17 protein-coding genes and 1 pseudogene are annotated in these 23272 nt (G+C 52.6%); 13 read left to right on the top strand and 5 right to left on the bottom strand.

Features of this window, described 5'->3' with window-relative positions:
* Positions 1-155: 155 nt before the first annotated feature.
* The gene (gene modA, locus ACNRUY_RS12880; RefSeq protein ID WP_488112048.1) at positions 156-1172 is read right to left on the bottom strand and encodes a molybdate ABC transporter substrate-binding protein; all 1017 of its coding nucleotides are present in this window, start codon (positions 1170-1172) and stop codon (positions 156-158) included.
* A gap of 235 nt (positions 1173-1407) precedes the next feature.
* On the opposite strand from modA, the gene ACNRUY_RS12875 reads away from it, so the two are divergent.
* Entirely contained in the window at positions 1408-3552 is a 2145-nt protein-coding gene (locus ACNRUY_RS12875) for a TonB-dependent receptor domain-containing protein (protein ID WP_488112047.1), read from the top strand.
* Between the two features lie 216 nt (positions 3553-3768).
* Here ACNRUY_RS12875 and ilvA read toward each other — a convergent pair.
* Positions 3769-5304 (bottom strand): annotated as a pseudogene (ilvA, locus tag ACNRUY_RS12870) (threonine ammonia-lyase, biosynthetic); the annotation flags it as partial.
* Between the two features lie 323 nt (positions 5305-5627).
* Here ilvA and rpiA point away from each other — a divergent pair.
* From rpiA to ACNRUY_RS12840, 6 genes are all read left to right on the top strand, one after another.
* The gene (gene rpiA, locus ACNRUY_RS12865) at positions 5628-6302 is read left to right on the top strand and encodes a ribose-5-phosphate isomerase RpiA (RefSeq protein WP_488112046.1); all 675 of its coding nucleotides are present in this window, start codon (positions 5628-5630) and stop codon (positions 6300-6302) included.
* 572 nt (positions 6303-6874) lie between these two features.
* Entirely contained in the window at positions 6875-8002 is a 1128-nt protein-coding gene (locus ACNRUY_RS12860; protein ID WP_488112045.1) for a branched-chain amino acid ABC transporter substrate-binding protein, read from the top strand.
* Between the two features lie 163 nt (positions 8003-8165).
* Positions 8166-9092 carry a high-affinity branched-chain amino acid ABC transporter permease LivH gene (gene livH, locus ACNRUY_RS12855; protein WP_488112044.1) on the top strand — a complete coding sequence of 309 codons (927 nt, stop codon included), beginning with the start codon at positions 8166-8168 and terminating at the stop codon, positions 9090-9092.
* Positions 9089-10462, top strand: a complete 1374-nt coding sequence (locus ACNRUY_RS12850; RefSeq protein ID WP_488112043.1) for a high-affinity branched-chain amino acid ABC transporter permease LivM — start codon at positions 9089-9091, stop codon at positions 10460-10462. The genes livH and ACNRUY_RS12850 overlap by 4 nt, the downstream gene beginning before the upstream one ends.
* Before the next feature lie 48 nt (positions 10463-10510).
* Positions 10511-11278: a high-affinity branched-chain amino acid ABC transporter ATP-binding protein LivG gene (gene livG, locus ACNRUY_RS12845; protein WP_488112042.1), complete on the top strand. Its 768-nt coding sequence runs from the start codon at positions 10511-10513 to the stop codon at positions 11276-11278.
* Positions 11279-11788, top strand: coding sequence for a GNAT family N-acetyltransferase (locus ACNRUY_RS12840; protein ID WP_488112041.1), 510 nt, complete (start codon positions 11279-11281; stop codon positions 11786-11788).
* An 11-nt stretch (positions 11789-11799) separates the two neighbouring features.
* Here ACNRUY_RS12840 and ACNRUY_RS12835 read toward each other — a convergent pair whose 3' ends face one another.
* Both ACNRUY_RS12835 and ACNRUY_RS12830 read right to left on the bottom strand, forming a co-directional pair.
* Positions 11800-11994, bottom strand: coding sequence for a hypothetical protein (locus tag ACNRUY_RS12835; protein WP_488112040.1), 195 nt, complete (start codon positions 11992-11994; stop codon positions 11800-11802).
* 333 nt (positions 11995-12327) lie between these two features.
* Positions 12328-13779, bottom strand: coding sequence for an alpha-amylase family protein (locus tag ACNRUY_RS12830; RefSeq protein ID WP_488112039.1), 1452 nt, complete (start codon positions 13777-13779; stop codon positions 12328-12330).
* Positions 13780-14048: 269 nt separating this feature from the next.
* Between ACNRUY_RS12830 and ACNRUY_RS12825 the strand changes: the two genes are divergently transcribed.
* On the top strand, positions 14049-14783 hold the full coding sequence (locus ACNRUY_RS12825; RefSeq protein WP_488112038.1) for an ABC transporter ATP-binding protein: 735 nt from the start codon (positions 14049-14051) through the stop codon (positions 14781-14783).
* A gap of 17 nt (positions 14784-14800) precedes the next feature.
* Here ACNRUY_RS12825 and ACNRUY_RS12820 read toward each other — a convergent pair whose 3' ends face one another.
* Positions 14801-15304 (bottom strand): DUF2165 family protein, encoded by a 504-nt coding sequence (locus ACNRUY_RS12820; protein WP_488112037.1) that lies wholly within the window; start codon positions 15302-15304, stop codon positions 14801-14803.
* 183 nt (positions 15305-15487) lie between these two features.
* Between ACNRUY_RS12820 and ACNRUY_RS12815 the strand changes: the two genes are divergently transcribed.
* The 5 genes from ACNRUY_RS12815 to ACNRUY_RS12795 are packed head-to-tail and all read left to right on the top strand — an operon-like array spanning position 15488 to position 23236.
* On the top strand, positions 15488-19666 hold the full coding sequence (locus ACNRUY_RS12815; RefSeq protein WP_488112036.1) for a response regulator: 4179 nt from the start codon (positions 15488-15490) through the stop codon (positions 19664-19666).
* Positions 19663-20541, top strand: a complete 879-nt coding sequence (locus ACNRUY_RS12810) for a CheR family methyltransferase (RefSeq protein ID WP_488112035.1) — start codon at positions 19663-19665, stop codon at positions 20539-20541. Before ACNRUY_RS12815 ends, ACNRUY_RS12810 begins: the two co-directional genes overlap by 4 nt.
* On the top strand, positions 20538-21128 hold the full coding sequence (locus ACNRUY_RS12805) for a chemotaxis protein CheB (RefSeq protein ID WP_488112034.1): 591 nt from the start codon (positions 20538-20540) through the stop codon (positions 21126-21128). Before ACNRUY_RS12810 ends, ACNRUY_RS12805 begins: the two co-directional genes overlap by 4 nt.
* 42 nt (positions 21129-21170) lie before the next feature.
* Positions 21171-22508: a two-component system response regulator gene (locus tag ACNRUY_RS12800; RefSeq protein ID WP_488112033.1), complete on the top strand. Its 1338-nt coding sequence runs from the start codon at positions 21171-21173 to the stop codon at positions 22506-22508.
* 41 nt (positions 22509-22549) lie between these two features.
* Positions 22550-23236 (top strand): ParA family protein, encoded by a 687-nt coding sequence (locus tag ACNRUY_RS12795; protein WP_488112032.1) that lies wholly within the window; start codon positions 22550-22552, stop codon positions 23234-23236.
* The last annotated feature ends 36 nt before the right edge of the window (positions 23237-23272 follow it).

The raw sequence follows: 23272 nt of genomic DNA, 5'->3' as shown, positions 1-23272 counted from the left end.
GGCCTCCAGGGGAATCCAGACTCAGCGTCAGCCTTTTTTGACAGGTCCCGACATGCCTGCAAAAGTCTTTCTTGATTCTGAATCCCCCTGGCAGGCCAGAGTGCCGCAGGCCTTGTTCGCACCTTCCTTAGACAGAACCTGCCCAGACGATATTACTAAACAGGTGTATAACTGACTTCATGTCCTGACCAGCCGGAAGCGCGTTTTTTTTTATATTTCAATACGCAGTAAACTGCCAGAATACTGATCCCGGCGATGACAACCAGGCCTGTCACGGCTACCAGAATCTCGGGTATCGATGATGGGAGTGTTGAGTGCTGTTTTAAATGAGAACCTGCAGACTCTGGCGCAGAGTCATACCCCAAATTTGCAATCTTATGCTGTGCTTCAGGAGACAAGAGAAAATCAGCAAAACGCTTTGCTTCCTCAGGGTGATCACTGCTCTTCAAAATGACCATTTGTTGCTTGAGGGGGGTATACAGCTCTTGGGGAACCTCCGTGAAGTGAGTGGCTTCCACATCGCCGTGCAGATGACTGGAGCCCCCATCGTCAGTTGAATCTGCCAGTAATAATGAGAGAGCAACGAAACCCACGGTTGCGTTACCGGTGTTGACGGTATTCCAGGCATCATGAACGTGAGGGCTGGTTTTTATAAGTCCTTGTTCGTACAAGGTGTCATAGACATGCAGTGCTTTCATGGCTTCAACGGCTCTCTGGCCGTACGGGGCTTTCTCAGGGTCTGCAATGATCGTGGCAGGCAGGTGCTCGGTCAGGTAGGTTTGGATTTGTCGGCAATCTATGTGTTCGGGTTGTTGGTGCCATAGCACCAGTTTTCCCTGAGCATAGGTTTTCCGGGAGTTATCAACGATAAGTCCATCCTTTTCAAGCTGCTCAGGTTGAGTGTTATCCGCAGAAAGAAACAGGTCGAAGTTCTGGCCGTTATCGGAAACTTGTATGGCTAACTCGGAAGAGGCACCTGTAACGATTTCTATGCCAATGTCCGAGTGCTTTGTTTGGTAGTCTTTGGCGAGGGTTTCCAAAGGGTGGTGAAAATTGGCTGCAACAGCTATTTTTAAGTCCGAAGCGTGAATATTCAGGCAGATCAGGAAAAGTAAGGGGTAAAGCAGAGTAATCGCTGGAACGGCCTTTACAGCCCGAATTGATACGCACAAGAGAGGTCGTATCAAGGACTGTAAAGGGGGCGTTATGTTGTAAACAAAGCAGCTTGCCATTTGTATAGGGGGGTTAAGAAGCAAAAGCATCATTATAGATACTGTGACGGAGTGTCACGGCTGATCGTCCTGCCAGGCCTGTAAGCTCTTCTATACTCTCTTTTCTTATCTGAATTTTCAGGATCAACACAATAATGACAACAGGATGGCGCTTCAGCATGCTGGCAGGATCCGAATGTCTGTTCTGACCCCTTTTCTTTTGATCAATACCTCTTGTAAAAACAACCCGCCCTGGAGTCAGGGGCTTGTCGCTCCTGCTGTGCTTTGCCTGGTGCTGTCTGGTTTTGCCATTGCTGGCGAGTCCCGGGACGTGGTTGAGCACTCTTTTGACGGGGATTTTGATATACATGTCCGGGAGCCTCCACCGGTTCCGATATTTGAGTCGACGGTTTCTGGAGCGTCCTCCCCCCAGCCAACCCGTGATGCCGGAGAGCAGTTGCGTCATGTCAACGGGCTCTCTTCCGGGCGGAAAGGCGGAAAAGGGTTCGAGCCGGTGATCCGGGGTCAACAGCAGGGACAACTGAATGTGCTTCTGGGAGAGGCCCATGTGGCTGGTGCCTGCCCGGGGCGGATGGATCCTCCTACGGGGTATGCTTCCGCGGGATACGACAAGGTTCGCGTGATCAAAGGTTATGACTCTGTCTTGAATGGCCCGGGGGGGAGCGGGGGCACTCTGCTGTTCGAGCGGGACGATCCAGATTTTCAGGGGCGAAGTTATACCGGTCGTATGGGGGGGGACCTTCAGTCAAACAGCCACAGCAAAGGCGCCCAGGCAGATATAGCTCTTGGATCCGATGCTCGGTATGTGCGTCTCTATGGTGACTACCGGGATGTGGGAAACTATCAGGATGGGGACGGTCAGACCGTCAGCTCGGCGTTCCGGTCCCTCAATGGTGGTGTGTTACTGACGGGTGACGTCTCTGAGTTTACCCGTATGGAAGCGAATCTTGAACTCACTCGTGACCGGGATATTTTGTACGCCGGAAGTGGTATGGATGCGCCCCTGGCCGATGCCAGTATCTGGCGCTTCAAGGTTCAGCACGAAGCTCCGGTAGGGATTCTGGATGAGCAGGCGCTCAATCTCTATTTTTCAGAGGTGACTCATCAAATGGATAACTACACCGTCAGGCTGAGAAAGCCCGGTAATCCCAATGGCATGAGAACACCCTCTGACTCAAAAGTCGTCGGGGGGCGTTGGGTGGGAACGGTGTTTCTTGAGCGGGCTGAGTGGCATATCGGCTTTGATGCCCGTGGCAGCCGACAGAATGCCGAGCGCTTTCAGGTCAACCGGGCCACTCAGGCACAAACGCTGAAATCGGCCGTCTGGCCGGGGGTGGAACTGCGCCAGTGGGGCCTGTTCTCTGAGCTGGATTATCGGTTCTCGGCAGTGGACCGGGTTCGGGTGGGAGGGCGTTATGATGATCTGGATGCGAAAGCCACAAAAGCCCATGTGTCCACGTTGGGCAATGACAGTCCGGATGCATTGTATAAAAAGTATTATGGAACCGATGCCCGTTCTGCCCGGGATCACAATGTCAGTGCCCTGATCAGCTGGCAGCATGGGTTGGGTGATGCCACCTCTGGATACCGTCAGTACCTGGAGTTCCGGGGAAGCCGCAGTGTCCGTTCTGCGGATGCTACTGAACGCTTCATTGCTTCTCGCGGGTCCTGTTGTCACGGCAGTGATGATTGGGTGGGAAACCCTCTGATCAAACCGGAGAAGCATTATCAACTGGATGCTGGCTACCATTTTCAAAAAGGGAGGGCGCAGTTATCCACCGTTGTTTATCTGGATGAGGTATCTGACTATATCATCCGTTATTACTCAGCTTCGGGAGCGTTGCTCTATCGAAATACCGGTGCACGAATCTACGGAGCCGACCTTGAAGTGCAATACCCGCTGGGGCGCTTCAAACCTTCTGGTTCACTGAGCTGGACCCGGGGAGTCAATCGTGACCCCTCAGGCCCGGATGATGAAAATCTGCCCCAGATTCCCGCGCTTCTGGCCAGGTTTGCACTGGAGTATGAGTCAGGCAGCTGGCGGTTGGGAGGGCGCTGCGAGCTGGCGGCCAGCCAGGATAAAGTGAATCTGGCCAGTGGTCAGGACCAGGGTGAAAGCCCCGGCTTCGATGTATGGCACCTGTACGGGGCCTGGCAGTTGACGCCAGAGGTGCGTCTTCAGGGGGGAGTGGATAATCTGTTTGACCAAACCTATGCCTGGCATGTCAGCAGGGGGAATGTCGATCCTTTGAGTCCTGGTGCGGTCAGGGTCAACGAGCCGGGTCGATTGTTGTGGCTGGGCGTTGGGGTAACGTTTTAAGCATTAATATTTCTGTGCACCTATGCTGGCATAGGGGCCTTTAATCAAAGAAAAAAGCTTGGAGCAAGTTGCGCTTCGCCGAGCTCAGCAGCAACCTACGGTATTCCAGACGTATTTTGTGGAAGCCACTGGATCGTCATACTTCGTAGGTTGCTGCTTCACAGAGTGAAGCGCAACAAAAAAGAACATTGTCGTAAGTGCGAAAGCTGTAGGGCTTTACCCACCCAGAAACGCCTTGTATGCCTCGTTATCGTTTTCTGACCAGTAACGATAGCCAATAGCGTCCAGGTATTCAGGAATGTGCTTTCGCTCCTCTTCCGGAACATCCAGCCCGACCGCTACCCGGCCATAAGCCGCTCCGTGGTTACGATAGTGGAACAGGGTGATGTTCCAGCGGTGGCCCAGTTTACTGAGGAAGTTCATCAGGGCCCCGGGGCGCTCCGGAAATTCAAAGCGGTAGACCTGTTCATTGACCACGGTTTCGCAGTGGCCACCCACCATATGACGAACATGAAGCTTGGCCATTTCGTTGTCGGTAAGATCCACCACCGGGTAGCCGGATTGTTCCAGCTCTTCCACCAGCCGGGCAATGGGCATCTGGTCCGGGTGAACCTGGACCCCGACAAAAATCCGGGCGTTGTCCGGGTCATGGAAACGGTAGTTGAATTCGGTGATGTTGCGTTTGCCCAGAATTTCACAGAACTGCCGGAAGCTGCCGGGTTTTTCCGGAATAGTGACGGCAATGATGGCTTCCCGCTTTTCACCGAGTTCGGCACTTTCGGAGACGTACCGCAGGCGATCAAAGTTGATATTAGCGCCGCTGTCTACCGCCAGCAGCGTCTGGCCAGCAATACCTTCGCGGTCTATGTATTTTTTCAGCCCGGCAATGCCCAGGGCCCCGGCTGGCTCGCAGACAGAGCGGGTGTCATCAAAGATATCCTTGATGGCGGCACAGATCTCGTCGGCATTAACGGTGATGACTTCGTCAACACATTCCTGGCAGATTCTGAACGTCTCTTCCCCGATCTGGGCAACCGCGACACCGTCGGCAAAGATGCCTACCTGGGGTAGCACCACCCGCTCGCCGGCTTCCATGGCGGCTTTCAGGCAGGCGGATTCTTCAAATTCAACGCCGATGATTTTGATTTCGGGGCGCAGATATTTGATATAGGCGCTGATGCCCGCGGCCAGGCCGCCACCGCCAACAGGAATAAACACCGCATCCAGGGGGCCGGTGTGTTGGCGCAGAATTTCCATGCCGATGGTGCCCTGGCCGGCAATGGTATCCCTGTCATCGTAGGGGTGGATAAAGGTATACCCGTGCTCCCGAACCAGTTCGAAAGAATGAGCCAGGGCCTGATCGAAGGCATCGCCATGGAGCACGACTTCTGCCCCGTAGGAACGAACCGCTTTGACTTTAATATCCGGAGTGGTGACGGGCATCACAATGGTGGCTTTGATACCCATCTCCCGTGAAGCCAGGGCAACGCCCTGGGCATGATTCCCTGCGGAGGCGGCAATAACACCCCGGCTTTTTTCATGGTCATTCAACTGGGCCAGCTTGTTGTAGGCCCCCCGGATCTTGAAGGAAAACACCGGTTGCAGGTCTTCCCGTTTAATAATAATCCGGTTATCAAGGCGCTGGCTCAAAAAACGGGCTTCATGGATCGGGGTCTCTATGGCGACGTCGTAGACCCTGGCTTCGAGTATTTTCCGGATATATTGGTGTGGCATGCTGTCCTTCTGATGGTCGGTTGTATTTTTACTCTTGCGGTAAAAGCAAGTTCAGGCAGAGTGATGCTCTAGGAGTCAGACAGGCTCCAGGGGGCCATTCTAAAGGAATTCGAGACTTCTCTGAAGTCAGTTCCAGGGCCGTTGCTTATAGATCTTTCATTATATGTGTGATCCGGAAGCATTGAGGGGATTTTGGTGTGGGTTATTGCAGCAGTCACCGGTTCAGGGAAAAATGGTGTAGTATATCCGCGATTTTTCGATAGATTGATGCTCAGGGTTGATTCTCTTTTTTCAGCAGACACGCTGTTATCAAGAGTACAGCCAGCACAACAGGTAGCCCCATGAATCAGGACCAGCTCAAGCAGGCCACTGCTGAAGCCGCTTTACAATACATTCTGCCCCACCTTGAGGACGATATGATCGTCGGGGTGGGTACCGGTTCCACGGCCCGCTTTTTTATCGATGCCCTGGCCCAGTATAAAAACCGTTTTGATGGCTGCGTCTCCAGCTCAGACGCTTCTACTGAGCAGCTCAAATCCCATGGTATTCCGGTTTATGATTTGAATACCGTGCAGGAGATTCGCTTTTATATCGACGGAGCCGATGAGGCCAATGATCACCTGCATCTTATCAAGGGGGGCGGTGCCGCTTTGACCCGTGAGAAGATCGTGGCGGCGGTGGCTGAGGAGTTCATCTGTATTGCCGATGAGAGCAAGGCCGTTGGTGTACTGGGAGCGTTTCCCCTGCCGGTGGAAGTGATTCCAATGGCTCGGAGCTATGTAGCCCGGGAACTGGTGAAACTGGGAGGGGATCCAGCCTATCGTGAAGGGGTGGTGACGGATAATGGCAATGTGATTCTGGATGTCTGGAATTTGAACATTCTTGATCCGGTTGAGTTAGAGCGCAAGATCAATAATATAGTCGGGGTGGTCACTAATGGCTTGTTTGCCCACCGCCCGGCCGATCTCTTATTGCTGGGGACCCGAGAAGGGGTAAAAACCATTAAGGTGGGTTAAGTTTTTAACTGAAAACGAAAAAACAGCTCCGAAACAGCCATCTTACCGATCTGTTTTCGGAGTTGTTTTTTATAGAGCCAGGCCGAGCATATAGTGCAGTGAGGCCAGTATGCTGCCCAGTGAGAGGGTCAGAAATACCAGTTCACTGGTGGTCAGCGGCTTTTCTTGATTGTGATTCCTTTCCATAACGACATCTCCCTGTTATGTATTACGTAAATTCCTTTTGAAACAGCCTTCCTGGCTGGAAAAACTATCCTACCGCGATCACTCGGTAATTTTCATTTAGACCTTTGTCCAAAAAAAGCCTTGAAAAGCCCCTGGAGCCTACGACTAAAGGCGGAGTTTGATAAAGGAGACCCTATGGATGTGAAAAAAGCTTGATATGTGACTGGATTGAAGAGAAAAAATCCTTAATATAGCGATTGTAAATAACAAAAACGCAACAATTCTCGAAAGATCACAATACAGTCAGAAATGGGTTCCGGGGAGAGTGGTTCCGCCAAATGCCCATAGCGATTGAAAAAGCGCTTCGGACTCGTAACTGAGAACAACAATAAAAGAGTACTCGGACTATGCTGAAACCCTTCAATAAAAAACTGGCCACCCTGACAGCAGCCATTGCCCTGGCAGGCAGTGCCACGCTGGTTAACGCTGCTGAAACCCTGAAAATTGCTCTGGCAGGCCCTGTCACCGGACCGGTGGCCCAGTATGGGGATATGCAGTTTATTGGCGCCAAAATGGCGGTTGAGCAGATAAACAAGGCCGGTGGTGTTAATGGCAAACAGCTGGAGGCTGTGGTTTACGACGATGCCTGTGATCCCAAGCAGGCGGTAGCGGTAGCCAATAAAATCGTCAACGACGATGTTCGCTTTGTAGTGGGGCACCTGTGTTCCTCATCCACCCAGCCTGCCTCTGATATTTATGAAGATGAAGGGGTGCTGATGATTACTGCCGCTTCCACCAGCCCTGATATCACCACCCGAGGTTATCAGATGGTGTTCCGCACCATTGGTCTGGACAGCATGCAGGGACCTACGGCAGCGCAATATATCATCAACAGTGTCAAGCCAAAGCGTATGGCCATTATTCACGACAAGCAGCAGTACGGTGAAGGTCTGGCCTCTAGTGTTAAGGGAGAAGTGGAAAAAGCAGGTATTTCTGTAGCACTTTATGAAGGTGTTACGGCGGGGGATAAAGACTTTTCTGCTCTGATCGCCAAACTGAAGAAAGAGAATGTGGACTTTGTCTACTATGGCGGCTATCACCCGGAGCTGGGCTTGATTCTTCGCCAGAGTGCCGAGAAAGGACTGGATGTAAAATTCATGGGGCCTGAAGGCGTAGGCAACAAGGATATTTCCGCCATTGCCGGTGAAGCCTCTGAAGGGCTGCTGGTCACTCTGCCCAAGAGCTTTGACCAGGATCCTGCCAACGCGGCCCTGGTTGATGCTTTTAAGGCGAAAAATGAAGACCCTTCCGGTCCTTTTGTCTTCCCGGCCTATTCTGCGGTTCAGGTGATGGCGGAAGGCATGAAACTGTCAAAGAGTGAAGATCCGGAAGTGGTGGCTGAAGCCCTGCGGGCCAGCAGCTTCAAAACCCCCACCGGTGAGCTTGGCTTTGATAACAAAGGTGACCTGAAAGACTTCAGCTTTGTCGTTTATCAATGGCATGCTGATGGTTCCAAGACGCCTTTAACCAAGTAAGACCAACCGATTGAGGCTATTAACCTCTAGTGGTTTGCTGAAAGAGTGAACCGTGTGTATACGGTTCACTGAAAAATAACGATAAGAAGTAAAAAAAGCCTGCAGGGATCGCAGAGCGCCAAAAGCGTTGCCGCGTTTTGCAGGCTTTTTTATGGATCGAACCATGCCTGAATCCGTTTTCTATTTTATCCAGCAGTTGTTGAACGGCCTTACCGTGGGGAGCACTTATGCGCTGATCGCCATCGGCTACACCATGGTCTACGGCATCATTGGAATGATTAATTTTGCCCACGGCGAGATCTACATGATCGGCAGTTATGTGGCCTTTGCCGTGCTTGCGGGTCTTGCCCTGATGGGCATCGACAGCGTTTCCCTTATGCTGGTGGCCGCGTTTGTCATCAGCATCATTATTACCAGTACCTACGGCTTTGCTATTGAAAGGGTGGCCTACAGGCCCTTGAGAAGCAGCAACCGGCTGATCGCCCTGATTTCGGCGATTGGTATGTCCATTTTTCTCCAGAACTATGTTCGCATTGCCCAGGGTTCAAGGGATATAGCCATGCCCAGCCTGATCACGGGAGGCTGGAGCTTTGGCCCTGAAGAGGGCTTTCATGTCACTCTGTCGTATATGCAGCTGGTGATTTTTGTCATCACGTTTATTGCCATGTCATTGCTGACCCTGTTTATTTCCCGGTCCCGGATGGGGCGGGCCTGTCGTGCCTGTGCTGAAGATCTGGGGATGACTGGACTGCTGGGAATTAATACCAACCAGGTCATTTCCCTGACCTTTGTTATTGGTGCCGCTCTGGCGGCGGTAGCCGGTGTGCTGCTGGGGCTCTACTACGGCGTTATTAATCCCTATATTGGCTTTCTGGCTGGACTGAAAGCTTTTACCGCTGCGGTTCTGGGAGGGATAGGCAGTATTCCTGGAGCGGTTTTGGGAGGCCTGATTCTCGGGGTGACGGAGGCGTTCACGGCGGGCTATTTCAGTACGGAATATAAGGACGTGGTCGCTTTCAGCCTGCTGGTGCTGATTCTTCTGTTCCGGCCAACAGGGATTCTGGGCAAGCCAGAGGTGGAGAAAGTATGATGAAGAACCGCTTTTCCAATAATGAGCCCAATAAAAAGGTTTCCAGCCGTCTGCCTCTGCGCTGGTTTCCCGCTTTTATGGCTGCTGGTGCCCTGTTGCTATTGAGCGTATTGATGCTGGGGGTTCAGCTCTCAACGAAAAACACACAACTGGTGGTTGCTATCGCGGACAGTGAACGGCTGAATTTGATTTCTGCCGGCTGTGTTCTGGTTTTTCTGTTTCAGTTGTTCCGGCAATCCATTGATGGGCTGTGGCAGGGCATCAAGAGGAACAGCCCTCACCAGGGTATTCAGCTGCCGTCGCTGGATAAGCATAAAAAGCTGAAGCAGGTGCTGGTCTGTTTTGGTATTGCCGGGCTGTTGATCTGGCCCTTTTTTGTTTCCCGTGGCGCGGTTGACCTGGCCACGCTGGCACTGATTTACGTCATGCTGGGGCTGGGGCTGAATGTGGTGGTCGGGCTGGCAGGCCTGCTTGACCTGGGTTATGTGGGCTTTTATGCCGTGGGTGCCTACAGCTATGCCCTGTTGAATCAGTACTTCGGCCTGGATTTCTGGTCCTGCCTGCTGATTGGTGGAGCCATGGCGGCACTGTTTGGTTTCCTGCTTGGTTTTCCGGTTCTCCGGCTACGGGGAGACTATCTCGCCATTGTCACTTTGGGGTTTGGGGAGATCATCCGGATCCTGCTGAATAACTGGACGGCCATTACCGGAGGCCCAAACGGCATCAGTCAGATTCCCAAGCCAACCTTGTTTGGCCTGGAATTTTCCCGCAGGGCGAAAGAAGAGGGGAATATTCCTTTCCATGAATTTTTCGGGATTGATTACAGCAGTGGCTACAAGGTGATTTTCCTGTACATCCTGGCGGTATTACTGGTTCTGGCCACCCTCTACATTATTAACCGGCTACTGCGAATGCCCATTGGCCGAGCCTGGGAAGCACTGCGAGAAGATGACATCGCCTGTCGTTCCCTGGGGTTGAATCCAACCGCTATCAAGCTTTCGGCTTTTACCATTGGCGCTGCTTTTGCCGGGTTTGCAGGTACTTTTTTTGCCGCGCGCCAGGGGTTTATAAGTCCTGAGTCGTTTACCTTTATTGAGTCTGCCATCATTCTGGCCATTGTCGTGCTGGGCGGTATGGGGTCTCAGGTCGGGGTGATCCTGGCGGCAGTGATCATGACGGTACTGCCGGAGTTTGCCCGGGAGTTTCAGGAGTACCGCATGCTGATGTTCGGGCTGATGATGGTGCTGATGATGATCTGGCGTCCTGAAGGGTTAATGCCCATGAAGCGTCCTCACCTGACCTTGAAAAAAAACACAGACGGTAAGAGTGAGGCCGGTGCTGTAACGACCCAGCCCGCCCAGAGCGTGTAGCAGCCCTGAGCGATAAAAAGCCCAGAGCGACGAAAAAGGAGTTGTAAGATGAGTCAGTGTTTACTGCAGGCATCGAACCTGAGTATGCGTTTTGGTGGTTTGCTGGCTGTGGACCAGATGGCGCTGGATGTGAAGCCGGGGGAAATTGTATCGATGATCGGCCCCAACGGGGCGGGAAAAACGACGGTATTCAACTGTCTGACGGGGTTTTATCGTCCCTCCGGGGGAACGATTCTGTTTCGCGGGGAGCCGGTGCAAAGCCTTCCCGGGCACAAAATTGCCCGCCTGGGGGTGGTCAGAACCTTTCAGAATGTCCGTCTGTTCAAGGGCATGACGGTTCTGGAAAACCTCCTGGTGGCCCAGCACCGGCACCTTAAGACAGGGCTGCTTAGTGGGCTTCTGAAGACGTCGGCCTTTCGTGAAAGTGAAGCGGAGGCGCTGGAGAAAGCGGAATACTGGCTGGATCGGGTAGGGCTGACAGAGTTTGCCAACCGGGAGGCGGGCAACCTGGCCTATGGCCAGCAGCGGCGCCTGGAAATTGCCCGCTGCATGGTTACCCGCCCGCAGCTGCTGATGCTGGATGAGCCCGCGGCAGGTCTTAACCCCAGAGAAACCAAAGAGCTGGATGATCTGATTTGTGAGCTACGCCAGCATCACGGGGTCTCGGTATTGCTGATTGAGCACGATATGAAACTGGTCATGGAAATTTCTGACCGGATTTATGTGATCAATCAGGGGCGACCTCTGGCCTCCGGCAGTCCGGAGGAAGTTCGTAATCACCCTGAAGTGATCAAAGCCTATCTTGGAGAGTCCTGAATGGAATACCGGGTGCCCACGGAGCTGGAAACAGAAAGATTACGACTCAGGCCGTTCCAGGAGAAAGACTGGAGAGATCTTCACAAGTATTATGCTGATCCTGCCGCAACCCGCTATACCGTGGGGCGGGGCTTGTCAGAAGGGGAAACCTGGCGCACCCTGTGTGGAATGATTGGTCACTGGCAGGTTCGGGGTTATGGTCCTTATGCGGTGGAAGAAAAAGCCACAGGCCGGGTGGTGGGGCCTGTGGGATTCTGGTATCCAAATGACTGGCCAGCCCCGGAAATCAAATGGGCCCTTGCCCCCGGGTACTGGGGTAAAGGGTATGCCAGTGAAGCCACCAGAGCGGTTCAGGCCACGGGAAGGAAATGGATGCCTGAACTGCCTCTGATCAGTTTTATCCATCATGCCAACCAGTCCTCCATTCGGCTGGCAGAAGCGGTGGGGGCATCGTTTGAGAAAGAAGTGCCTTTCCGGGGCGATGTCTGGCATATCTACCGGCATCCATGAAGCCGATTAAACTATTCCGGGTCTGGAATCCACAGGGGGCCGGTAAGGGCTCCTATGGTGGCAGGGATCAGCATTCCACCAATGATGATGGCAAGGGCAGGCGGCGCAGCAGTCCCAATGATTCCAACTCCTGCTGCAAACCACAGGGAACCGGTGCCAAACAGCCCTCCGCAGGCAAATCCGGCACAGGCTTTGTAGCCGATCATTGGGAGCCGATCCCAAAGCTTTACAGCTCTGTCTCTTAAGCGGGTAGAAGGTGTCAGAGCGTTTTTTATCCAGGAAAAAAAGCCAGTTACTCCTGTCTGGATTCTGGTTTTCCGGTGCCTGAACATTGTCTGTTGGTCAGGAGGGCTGGGTACTGCTGAGTCCTGGATAGTCATGTGTATAGCAGTAACCCGGTTTGTTCCTGTTGCTCCCATAACGCCACTTCCTGTGCGGATTAAGTTGACAGGCAAGACTATGACTTTAGTAGCAGGCAATATCACTAACACAGATGTCAAGAATTCATAACCGGCACGGTGGTGTATTGCTGGCCCTGACTATTCCAGAAGCCACATTCTGGCAGTGCGGGCCGGGATGGAAAAGGTATAGTGTTTGCTGGCGATATGAACGGTTTCTGCGGATGGATCAAGAACATCCCGGTAGTTCCTGAGCCAGAAAAATTTCACCTGCCCGGTGTCCACCGGGAATGACTGGCTGTATCCACATTTATTGATGCCCACAATGCCCCTGGCATCGCCTCTTCCCCGGGTGAACAGCAGCGCGCAGTCATTGTGGGCGATCACTTTCATGGGTTGACCCTGGCTTCGATTGTGAAAATGAACCATTTTTTTCAAGTGGCTGAATTGATAGGCGTTCTGCCAGCGACCGCTGTCTTCGGGGTGTTGCTCAGTGCTTTCATTATGGTCTGAGAACACCATGGGAACGCCACCGTCCCTGCCCATCAGGTAGGCATAGGCCAGGGATTCATCCACAGGGTCCATGATCAGGTAGCGGAACCCCTGATTGTTGGGAATGTCGTGGGTGGTGACAAAGGTGATTGCCCGTTGGGGTTGCAGTGCCTGACCATAGGCCATAGGGTCCACCAGCTGATTGAGGCTTCCTGAAGGTTTGAAGGCGGTAAAAAGGGTAGAAAACAGTGGAAAATCATAGGCACTATGGCCGGTCTGCTGGAGGTAAGGTTTCAGAAAATGGTCGTATTCCCGGGTACCGGCACCGCCACTGGTGATGATTTCACCAAATACATGGACGTTGCTTTTGATGTCCGGAGTGAATACCTGGTTTATATGATCTGTGGACATGTGTTTTGCGGCATCGACTCTGAATCCTCTGACCCCCAGGCTCTTTAGGCTGTTGAGGTAGGCCTGCTGTTGATCAATGACTCTTTTGTTCGGTGTCAGGTCGGGTAGTCCGGGATCCGGAGAGGGGCCACAGAGTCTCAGGTTCTGGACCTGCCAGGGGTTGTCGTAGTTGCTGATGCAGCCGGGAGCGTGGAAATCGGCAGCGCTGAACAGTTGACTGTTTAACTGCCCGTACAGTTTCAGGTTTTCGAAATAGCCCGGTTGACTGGCATACTGGCTCAGTACTGCCTGGCCGGGGTAGTTCAGGTCCGCTCTCTGGGAAGCTTCATTGGCCATATGGTTCAGGACAATATCCGCATATACGACGACGTTTTGCTGCTTCAGGGTGTTGATCATTTCCTGAAAATCCCGCGTGTTGCCCAGCGGATTGTCAATCAACCGGTAATCCTGGGGCTGGTATCTTGCCCACCACTGGCTACCGCTGCTTTTCAAAGGCGGGGATACCAGCACCATTCGATAACCACTGTCGGCTATCTGCCGGGCATTGGCAGTGACCTCGGCGTATCTCCAATTGAACGCATGAAGGATCACATCGCTGTGTGCCAAGGGGTTGATGGCAATGGTAAGTAATAATGCTTTCAGAAACCCATGAAAAGGACTGGTGAGTCCCCGAAGGAATAAGTGGTTCATGTCTGCACCCTCCCGGGGAGTCATGATGGATAGGAAGAATAAGTTGGAAAGGACGTTCAGGGAGTATAGGCCGTATTTCGAACCGGAACTTATGTTTTAAACTCTGTTTCTGTTATCGTTAGTCGGTGTCAATGAAAACAACAAATGCCAATAGCGCAATAACAAAATAACAATCGCCATGGGTATTGAAGCAGTCAGGCGTTTTCACCCCGGAATATCCTGGCCTCTAAAGAACGCTTCATGGCCCACCGTATAAGGAATGCAGTCTTATGTCCGTTACGATGCCTTCTGCCCAGTCCCCGCTTCTCAGTGTCCAGGAGGTTTCCACCTTTTATGGAAAAATACAGGCACTGGACAGTGTCAGTGTGGAGATCATGCCCCGTGAAATTGTCACCCTGATTGGAGCCAATGGCGCCGGAAAGACCTCCCTGTTAATGACTCTTTGTGGTGATCCCAGGGCTGCCAGTGGCCAGATTGTTTATGAAGGCCGTGATATCACCCATGAAGATACGGCTGCCATCATGCGTTCCGGCATTGCTGTTGTACCCGAGGGCCGCCGGATCTTTTCCCGGTTAACGGTGGAGGAAAATCTCAGTATGGGAGGATTTTTTACCGAAACGGCTGAGTATCGTCAGACCTATGAGCATGTTCTGGAGCTGTTTCCCAGGCTCCGGGAGCGCCTGAGCCAGCGGGGGGGAACCATGTCAGGAGGTGAGCAGCAGATGCTCGCCATTGCCAGGGCATTGATGAGTCGGCCTCGTCTGCTGCTTCTGGATGAACCTTCTCTGGGACTGGCACCGATCGTGATTCAGCAGATTTTTGACATTATTGCCCAGCTACGGGATGAGGGAATGACGATTTTTCTGGTGGAGCAGAATGCCAATCAGGCTCTGAAGCTGGCGGACCGTGGGTATGTTCTGGAAAACGGTGAAATCGTTCTTCAGGATTCCGGGCAGGCCCTGTTGGTCAATGAGTCTGTGCAGCAGGCTTATCTGGGAGGCTAAAAGCCTTTTCATCAGCGTTAACAAATGCGGTCAGGCTCCTGCTGTTCTTCCGGCAGGTGAATCACAATCAGGGTGATGCCGATAGTGGTGACCACCCTGATGGCCCCGTTCAGACTCCCCCATTTTGTCTGCCATGCCAGAAACCACTCCCCTCCAATAATAAAAAAGCCTCCAAACCACAGTGCCATGGCCAGTGTTAGCCCCAGAGTAGCTGCAGATTTACCGTCAGCATAAGTGCTGTGTTTATTTATCTGGAGCATTTTTAATACGCCGCGCCAGCAGAGAAGGGCTGACAGAAGTTGAACCACAATGATTAACAGCAAGGACATATGGTGGAAGACGGGGCTCTGCACAGAGCGCCACTGGTGGGGAGAGGCTTCAGGAAGGCTATCCATTGTCATGACATGCTGCAGATAGATCAGGTTCGCAGGATAGTCGATGATGTTGTTGAAGAAGACCATGGAAATGTAACCGGCCATCAATGCGGTCATGGCCGGCTTGCCTACTCTGGCAAGGCTCACAGGCTTTTACCCCGGCAGTGGTGTTTGCTAAGGATAGAAGGGGGGCGGACTGGCTGCTAAATCTTTCCTGAAAACTAACGATTAAATAGGAGATATCAATCACTCCAGTGCCTGCCAAAAATGACTCACAGAGGGCTGTCCATGGACGCAGATTCTTCCCCCCCTTCTTACATGGAAAGTGGAATGAAAAGCAGTCAAGAGAGCGGACTGAAAAGTGGGATCAGGCAGGGGCTGGCACTCACCCTGTTTCTCTGGTTTGTCTCCCTGGCCCTGGGCCCTATGGCGGTGATTGGGGTCAATGAATATCGCCAGGCGAAAAGTGCCATTGTTGCCAACCGCTATGAGGAATTATCCAACGTTAACTATCTGTTGACCCAGCGAATCAACGATTATTTTGATACGGTGCTCACTAATCTGTTTATCAAAGCGGGTACCTCAGAGGCGTTTGTGGCTGACCTGGTCAAAGCCATGAAGGCTGAGCAAAGCACGCTGGCGGACTATGTGAATTCAGCGGGCTACCAGAAGATTCAGGACCAGTATGCCAGCGAGTATGTGGACTTTCTCCGGTTCTATGACTACTCCGATGTGATTCTTGGGGATGCCCGGGGCAACATTCTGTATACCGTCAATGGTTACGAAGACCTTGGACAAAATCTCTTTGAGGGGAAACTGGCAGGCACCCGATTTGCCGAGGCCGTTCAGCTTAGCCTGGCGGAGCAGCAACCTAAATATGCAGACCTTGGAGCTTACCCCCCTATCGGAGAGGAGCAGGTCAGCTTTTTTATTTTACCCCTGACCAATGATCGTCAGGACACCACCGGTTTTATTGCGGTTCAGATTCACCCCAACAACATCCAGTCCATCTTTGAAAGGGATAAAAAGCTCGAACAGGACCTTTCTTCTTATCTGGTGGGCAAGGACCGGCAAATCCGTTTTGGTTCCAGCATTTCCTACTCAACCAATGTGTCTGTGTCAGAGGATAACCCGCTGGTCAACCTGTGGCTTGAGCATCTGGATGAAGAGGGGCATATTCATGAAATGGAAGGTCAGCTTGATGACGATCATTGGGATAGCAGCTTACATGAAGAGATCAATGAGGATGAGATGAAGCAGGCTGCCCGGGCCGGTATCCGTCATATCCGAAGTTACATCAACGTTCATGGAGAGCAGGTTCTGGGGATTTTCCTGCCAGTGAATATTTCCGGCACGCCTATGATGATGATGTCCGAAGTGGCCCACGAAAGGGCCTTTGCTTCGGTGATTGAGTTTCGAAAGCGTCTGGTATTCCTCATTGGCTTCACTTTTATTCTGGTCATTATCATTGCCGTATTTGTGTCCCGTCGACTGGTCCGGCCGATTCGAACCATCAACCAGTGGGTAAACCGGGTGGCCTCCGGAGACTACGTCGAAGGCACGGAACTCAGTGGGCACAATGAAATCAGTGAGCTCAGCCGCAGCTTCTCCCAGATGACGGAGAAACTCCGGACCATCAGCAGTGAAAATGCCCAGCGGAACTGGCTTCAGGATGGTATGGCTGGTTTGAACAACAGTGTGCGTGGTGAGCAGGAGATGGCGGACCTCTGCCGGAACATTGTCATGTACATTGCCCGCTACCTGGATATGCACTCCGGGGCGATGTATGTGCTGGATGACCGGAAAAAATTGCAGCTGATGGGAACCTATGCCTGGCGCCAGAGAAAACAGCATGCGAACCGTTTTGAGATCGGCGAGGGGCTGGTGGGGCAGGTGGCTCTTGAGAAGCAGAGCATAGAGCTGGTCAGTATTCCTGAGGACTACCTGGAGATCGAGTCTGGGATGGGGGGCTCAAAGCCTGCACAGATCATGATTATCCCGTTGGTTTATGAAGATGAGTTAAAGGGGGTCTTTGAATTTGCCCGGTTACACCCCATGACCGATGAGCAAAGGCTGTTTCTTGATCACTCCGTAGAGAGTATCGCCATCGCCATCAACTCTGCCCAGTATCGAACCCGTGTTAATCAGCTGCTTGACCAGACCACTCTGCAGTCAGAAGCCATGAAGGAGCAACAGGAAGAGCTGCGTGCGGTGAATGAGGAACTGGAGAAAAGGGCGCGAATTCTTGAGGAGTCTGAGGAGGAGCTGAAGGCCCAGAGTGAGGAACTGCAAAAATCCAATACCGAGCTGGAAGAGAAAAGCGAGCAGCTGATGCTGCAGAAAGAGGAAATTGAGCGGAAGAATCTCGATATTGAGCTGTCCAGCCGGAAAATTGCCGAGAAAGCCGAGGAGCTGGAGCAGGCCAGCCGATACAAATCGGAGTTTCTGGCCAACATGTCTCACGAGCTGAGAACGCCCCTGAACTCTCTGCTGCTGCTCTCTCAAATGCTGGCGGAAAATGATGAGGACAATCTGACTGAGGACCAGGTGGAATCGGCCCAGGTGATTTATAACGGCGGCAAAGAGCTGCTGGATCTGATCAACGATATTCTTGACCTGTCGAAAGTGGAAGCGGGCAAAATGTCGGTGAATCTGGAGCAGACCGACATTGAAGACCTGGGCAAAGGTATCCGAACCCTGTTCAACCCTCTGGCAGACAGTCGAAACCTTGAGTTTACGGTGACCATTGAGCCGGGAACTACCCGAGTGATTTTCACTGACAGTCAGCGGCTGATGCAGATCATCAAGAATTTTCTCTCCAACGCCTTCAAGTTTACCGAAAAGGGGGGCGTCTATGTTCGCGTGTTCCATGAGTCCCGCCAGGGGCGGTTTGCTGAGGACACCTGGGTAGGCTTTGCCATCAGGGACAGCGGTATAGGCATTCCCCGGGAGAAGCAGGAATCCATCTTCGAGTCATTCCAGCAGGCGGACGGTTCTACCAGCCGGAAATACGGCGGTACCGGGCTGGGACTGGCTATTTCCAGGGAGATGGCGGAGTTGCTGGGTGGTTTTATCGAAATTGAAAGTGAAGAAGGTGAAGGCACCACCTTTACTCTGTTCCTTCCGGACAATCCAGTGTGCTCCCTTGGGCCAGAGAGAGTGCTGGCTGAAAACTGTTTTTCTGAAGTCTCGGAGGGGGTGCAGAGCGGTGCTTCATCAGTGGCTGAAAGTGCCCTTCCGGCTACGAATCCTGTGGCTTCGAGCTCTGAAGCCACCACGGAAGCCCTCCAGGAGACTGAGACAAAGGTTGAGGAAAAAGAAGAATCTTCATCTTCAGACCGCTGTCTTCTGCTGATAGAAGATGACAGTCACTTTACGGATATCCTCAGCCAGATAGCCAAACGTCATCGCTTTACCTACTGCACCGCCCAAACGGGCCGTGAAGGGTTGGAAAAGGCCCGAAAATACAAGCCTTCCGCCATTATTCTGGACCTTGGGTTGCCGGATATGGATGGTCAGCAGGTGCTTGAGGCATTGAAACAGGAGGAGTCCACCAGAGCGATTCCTGTTCACATTATTTCGGGGCGTGACCCGGGCACTGTATCCAGGCACGGAGCGGTGGGTTACCTGGTGAAACCCGTGAGCATGTCGGATCTGGAAAGCGCTTTCTGTACTCTGGAGAAAGCCATCAGCAGTGATATTCATCATGCATTGATTCTGGATGCCGATGAGGAGGATCGTTCACGGGTAGGGGCGATGCTTGAAAGCAAGGGAATGACGGTGGGATATGTTGCTTCAGCCGCAGAGGCGGAGGTCGAGCTGGCCAATACCCAGTGGCAGTGCCTGGTGATGGATCTGGACCTGGGAGACATCAGTGGCATTGAGTTTCTCCGCAAGTTGAAGGATACGCTGGACTCGGCCATGCCTTCCGTGGTGATTCATACCAACCGGGCGTTGAGTGAGGAAGAGCACGGCCAGCTTCAGGAATATACCAGCGCCATGGTCATGAAAGGGGAAAAAGCCTCAGAGCGGGTGACCGATGAGGTCAGCCTGTTCCTTCACTCGATCGACAAAAACTCGGAAAAACCGGTTGAAAAGGCCTCTTTAGAAACTGATAACCCCGTAGAGAAGACATTGCAGGGACATAAAATTCTGCTGGTGGATGATGATCTGCGTAACACTTTTGCTTTGTCCAAGGCACTGCAGGCTTTCGGGCTGGAGGTCATTATTGCTGAGAATGGGGAGTCGGGACTGGCAAAGCTGAAAGAAGAGGATGGCATTGAGCTGGTGCTAATGGACATCATGATGCCCGTTATGGATGGCTATGAAGCGACCCGGAAAATAAGAGAGATGCCCGATTATTCTGACTTGCCGGTGATTGCACTGACCGCCAAGGCCATGTCTGGCGATAAGGCTAAGTGCATTGAGGCCGGTGCCAACGACTATATGACCAAGCCAGTGGATATGGACAAACTGGTGGCCATGCTCAGGGTCTGGTTACTTTCATGAAAAATGTATCCCCGGAGGGGACTGGCGGGCACTCTCCTGTGAACCAGAGTCAGGATACCGCACTGGAAGATCTGGAGCTCAAGTTGCTGCTGGAGGCAATCAATCAGCATTACGGTTATGACTTCCAGAATTATGCCCATGCCTCCATGGTTCGCAGGGTAAAAAAGCACATGAGTGCTGTGGGCGTTTCCAGGGTGAGTGAGCTGATTCCCCGGTTTTTGCATGATACCCGGGCCTTCAACTGCTTTGTTGAAGACATGTCTGTGGTGGTGACCGAGATGTTTCGTGACCCTGATGTGTTTCTGGCGATCCGGGAGCAGGTAGTGCCGCTGTTGAAGACTTACCCGTTCATCAAGATCTGGCATGCAGGCTGTGCTTCAGGCCAGGAAGTTTATTCCATGGCTATATTGCTGGAGGAAGAAGGCTTGCTGGAACGGTGCCATATTTATGCCACCGACTTTAACGACCATGCTCTTGATACCGCCCGCAAAGGCATTTATCCCGATGAAGAACTGCCAGCCTATGAAAAGAACTATCAACTGGCTGGTGGCAAGGGAGCGCTGAGTGACTACTGCGTGAAACGGTATAACTCCATCAAGTTCAATGGGCGATTGTCTGAAAGAGTGGTTTTTGCCAGCCATAACCTGGTGACCGACGGTGTGTTTGGTGAAATGAACCTGGTGATGTGCCGCAATGTTCTGATCTATTTCAATCCGACTCTTCAGGATCGGGCACTTAGCCTGCTGAATGACAGTCTGTGCCCCAGAGGGTTTCTCTGTATTGGGAGAAGGGAAAATCTGCAGTTCAGTGTGATCCGGGACAGTCTGGAAAAGGTCAACGATCCCCTTCGCATATACCGTAAGGTGGCGCCATGACTTCGGGCTCTGGTAGCAATGAGGAGGCTCTTTTTGTTATCGGGGCATCGGCCGGTGGCATGAATGCCCTGGGTTATATTTTCAGTCAGCTGGAAGAGTGCTTCCCCCTGCCGATTTTAGTAACCAAGCATGTGGGTTCCGGGGATGACGAGGGAATGTTGAAGGTGCTCTCATGGCAGAGTCGGTTGAGGGTCAACCTGGCGAAAGACAAGCAGAAAATGGTGCCCGGGGAGATTTATCTGGCGCCTTCTGGTTATCACATGCTGGTGGAAGAGAAAGGGGTGATCAGTCTGAACCTTGAAGCCCCGGTTGCCCATGTGCGTCCGGCGATTGATGTGCTGTTTCAGTCAGCGGCCAGGGTGTACGAGCAGTCCCTGGTGGCCATTGTCCTGACCGGTGCCAATACCGATGGATCCGATGGTATTCGTTCGGTCAAGGCCCACGGAGGAACGACGGTGGCCCAATGTCCCGGCAGCGCTGAAATAGGGATTATGCCACAGGCGTCTCTGGACACCGGTTGTGTGGATCACCGGGTACAACTGGAAGAAATACCGGCATTTTTAAACGCTTGTGCCCGGCAACCCTGAGCAGGGGTGGGTAAAAGAAAACAGCCAACAGGGACTCTGGCAATGGATAAACAAAGCACTCAGAACAACAGGGTCAAGATTCTGGTGGTGGATGATCGGCCTGAGAATTTGCTGGCCATGGACCGGTTGCTGAAGCCGCTGGGTGCCGAGATACATAAAGTGGACTCCGGGGAAAAGGCACTTTCGGAAGTGCTTCAACATCACTTTGCGGTGATCCTGCTGGATGTCCAGATGCCGGGAATGGATGGCTTTGAAACCGCCTCTTTGCTGCACAGTAATAAACAGACCGCCAACATCCCCATTATCTTTGTCACGGCCATTAACAAAGATCAGAATTACGTTTCCAAAGGGTATCAGGCCGGTGCGGTGGATTACCTGCCCAAACCCATTGTGCCGGAAATTCTTCTGGGTAAGGTGAAGGTCTTTCTCCAGCTGGAAGAGCAGCGCCTGGAGCTGGAACAGGTTACCCGTGAGTTAAGGTGGATCAGCCGGAAAAACAAACTGTTGCTGGACTGCGCCGGTGAGGGGATCGCCGGTCTGGATAGAGAAGGCAATATTACCTTCATAAACCCGGTGGCCTGTGAGTTGCTTGGAGGCACCGAGGAGGGGCTTTTGAACCGGCATATCAGTCAATTCCTTTTTGACGGAGGTCCGGAGCAGGAAAAGGCCCGCTGGCTGGAATCAGATATTTTCAAATGCATGGAGAAGGGGGAAAGGCTGCATCAATCCGGTGACCTGGTGCAGCTCAACCACAACCGCTTCCCGGCGGACTTTCATGTGGCGGCTCTCGTCAATGACAAAAAAACGGTCCATGGGGCAGTGCTGGTGTTTCAGGACATCACTGAGCGCAAGAGGCTGGAAGAGCAGCTGCTCAGGATGGCCAAGTATGACAGTCTGACCGGCCTTGCCAACCGTACTCTGTTCCGGGAGTTCCTAGCTGCTTCCATGGCGCGTAGTGACCGTCGCCACAAGAGTACTGCAGTCATGTTCCTCGACCTTGACCATTTCAAGGACATCAATGACCAGCTGGGACATGATGCCGGTGACCGTTTGTTGAGCAGTGTGGCTCAGCGGGTGAAAGGGTGCGTCAGGGAAGGGGATCTGGTGGCTCGCCTGGGTGGGGATGAGTTTGCCATTGTTCTGGATGATGTGGCGGACCCGGAAGATGCCCGGATGGTGGCCGAAAACATCCTGAAAGATCTTGAGCAGCCCCATGATTTGGGGGTTGGCCTGGAAAAAGTCGGAACCAGTATTGGTATTGCCGCCTACCCCCAGTCTGGCGGTCAGCCCGATGAGTTGATTAAGGCAGCGGATGAAGCCATGTATGTGGCCAAGAAAGCAGGTCGTAATGGCTATCGGTTTTATTCCGATATTCATTGAGGACCTGTGTATGAAAAGGCTCTTTAAATAACGGGCAGGTAATGATGAGAATCATGATTCTTAACTCAAAAGGCGGTGCCGGAAAAACCACTCTGGCAACCAACCTGGCCTGTTACTACCTGCGCCAGGGGTTCAAGACGGCGCTGGTTGACTTTGACCCCCAGGGGTCCAGCGCTTTCTGGGCAAAGGAGCGACCGCCTCAGCTTGGAACGGTCCAGTTGATTGAAGCCAGCAAAAAGCCCATGGGGGTTACCGGTGCGAGGTATTTTATGCCTGAGCCAGGGACCCAAATCACGGTGGTAGACACCTCTGCAGGCATGGATATGGTGAACAACAGGGCGGAGATACAGAAAAGCGATGTGATCCTGATCCCTGTTCTGCCTTCCCCCATTGATATGGATGCTGCCACGAAACTGATTGCGGATTTGTTGTTGAAAGTCAGACTGAACCGCTCAAAGGCTCGAATTGCAGTGGTGGCCAATCGTTGCAGAAAGAATACAGTGTCGTTCAGGAAACTGAAGCTGTTTCTGCACTCTCTGAATATTCCGTTTATTGGCGCCATAAGGGACAGCCAGTTCTATGTGAGGGCCTGTGAGAAAGGTGCCGGGATTTTTGACCTGCCCAGGCACAGCAGTTATGAAAGGGAGTTTCAGGCCTGGCAGCCGATTCTTGGCTGGCTTCACCAGGAAAGCTGTCAGATCAACACCCTGGAAGAAGAGGTGGTGTAAAGGCGGAATGATCTTCCGCCAGTGTGCCTGTAATGG

The organism is Endozoicomonas sp. Z74, from assembly GCF_057680865.1.
This window is presented reverse-complemented; position numbering and strand designations above follow the sequence as displayed.

Coding starts and splice junctions, on each gene's coding strand:
- ACNRUY_RS12810 (WP_488112035.1), top strand. CDS start 19,663: ATGAAAAATGTATCCCCGGAGGGGACTGGCGGGCACTCTCCTGTGAAC.
- ACNRUY_RS12825 (WP_488112038.1), top strand. CDS start 14,049: ATGTCCGTTACGATGCCTTCTGCCCAGTCCCCGCTTCTCAGTGTCCAG.
- ACNRUY_RS12840 (WP_488112041.1), top strand. CDS start 11,279: ATGGAATACCGGGTGCCCACGGAGCTGGAAACAGAAAGATTACGACTC.
- ACNRUY_RS12835 (WP_488112040.1), bottom strand. CDS start 11,994: ATGATCGGCTACAAAGCCTGTGCCGGATTTGCCTGCGGAGGGCTGTTT.
- livG (WP_488112042.1), top strand. CDS start 10,511: ATGAGTCAGTGTTTACTGCAGGCATCGAACCTGAGTATGCGTTTTGGT.
- ACNRUY_RS12875 (WP_488112047.1), top strand. CDS start 1,408: ATGTCTGTTCTGACCCCTTTTCTTTTGATCAATACCTCTTGTAAAAAC.
- ACNRUY_RS12850 (WP_488112043.1), top strand. CDS start 9,089: ATGATGAAGAACCGCTTTTCCAATAATGAGCCCAATAAAAAGGTTTCC.
- ACNRUY_RS12815 (WP_488112036.1), top strand. CDS start 15,488: ATGAAAAGCAGTCAAGAGAGCGGACTGAAAAGTGGGATCAGGCAGGGG.
- ACNRUY_RS12805 (WP_488112034.1), top strand. CDS start 20,538: ATGACTTCGGGCTCTGGTAGCAATGAGGAGGCTCTTTTTGTTATCGGG.
- ACNRUY_RS12830 (WP_488112039.1), bottom strand. CDS start 13,779: ATGAACCACTTATTCCTTCGGGGACTCACCAGTCCTTTTCATGGGTTT.
- rpiA (WP_488112046.1), top strand. CDS start 5,628: ATGAATCAGGACCAGCTCAAGCAGGCCACTGCTGAAGCCGCTTTACAA.
- ACNRUY_RS12860 (WP_488112045.1), top strand. CDS start 6,875: ATGCTGAAACCCTTCAATAAAAAACTGGCCACCCTGACAGCAGCCATT.
- ACNRUY_RS12800 (WP_488112033.1), top strand. CDS start 21,171: ATGGATAAACAAAGCACTCAGAACAACAGGGTCAAGATTCTGGTGGTG.
- livH (WP_488112044.1), top strand. CDS start 8,166: ATGCCTGAATCCGTTTTCTATTTTATCCAGCAGTTGTTGAACGGCCTT.
- ACNRUY_RS12795 (WP_488112032.1), top strand. CDS start 22,550: ATGATGAGAATCATGATTCTTAACTCAAAAGGCGGTGCCGGAAAAACC.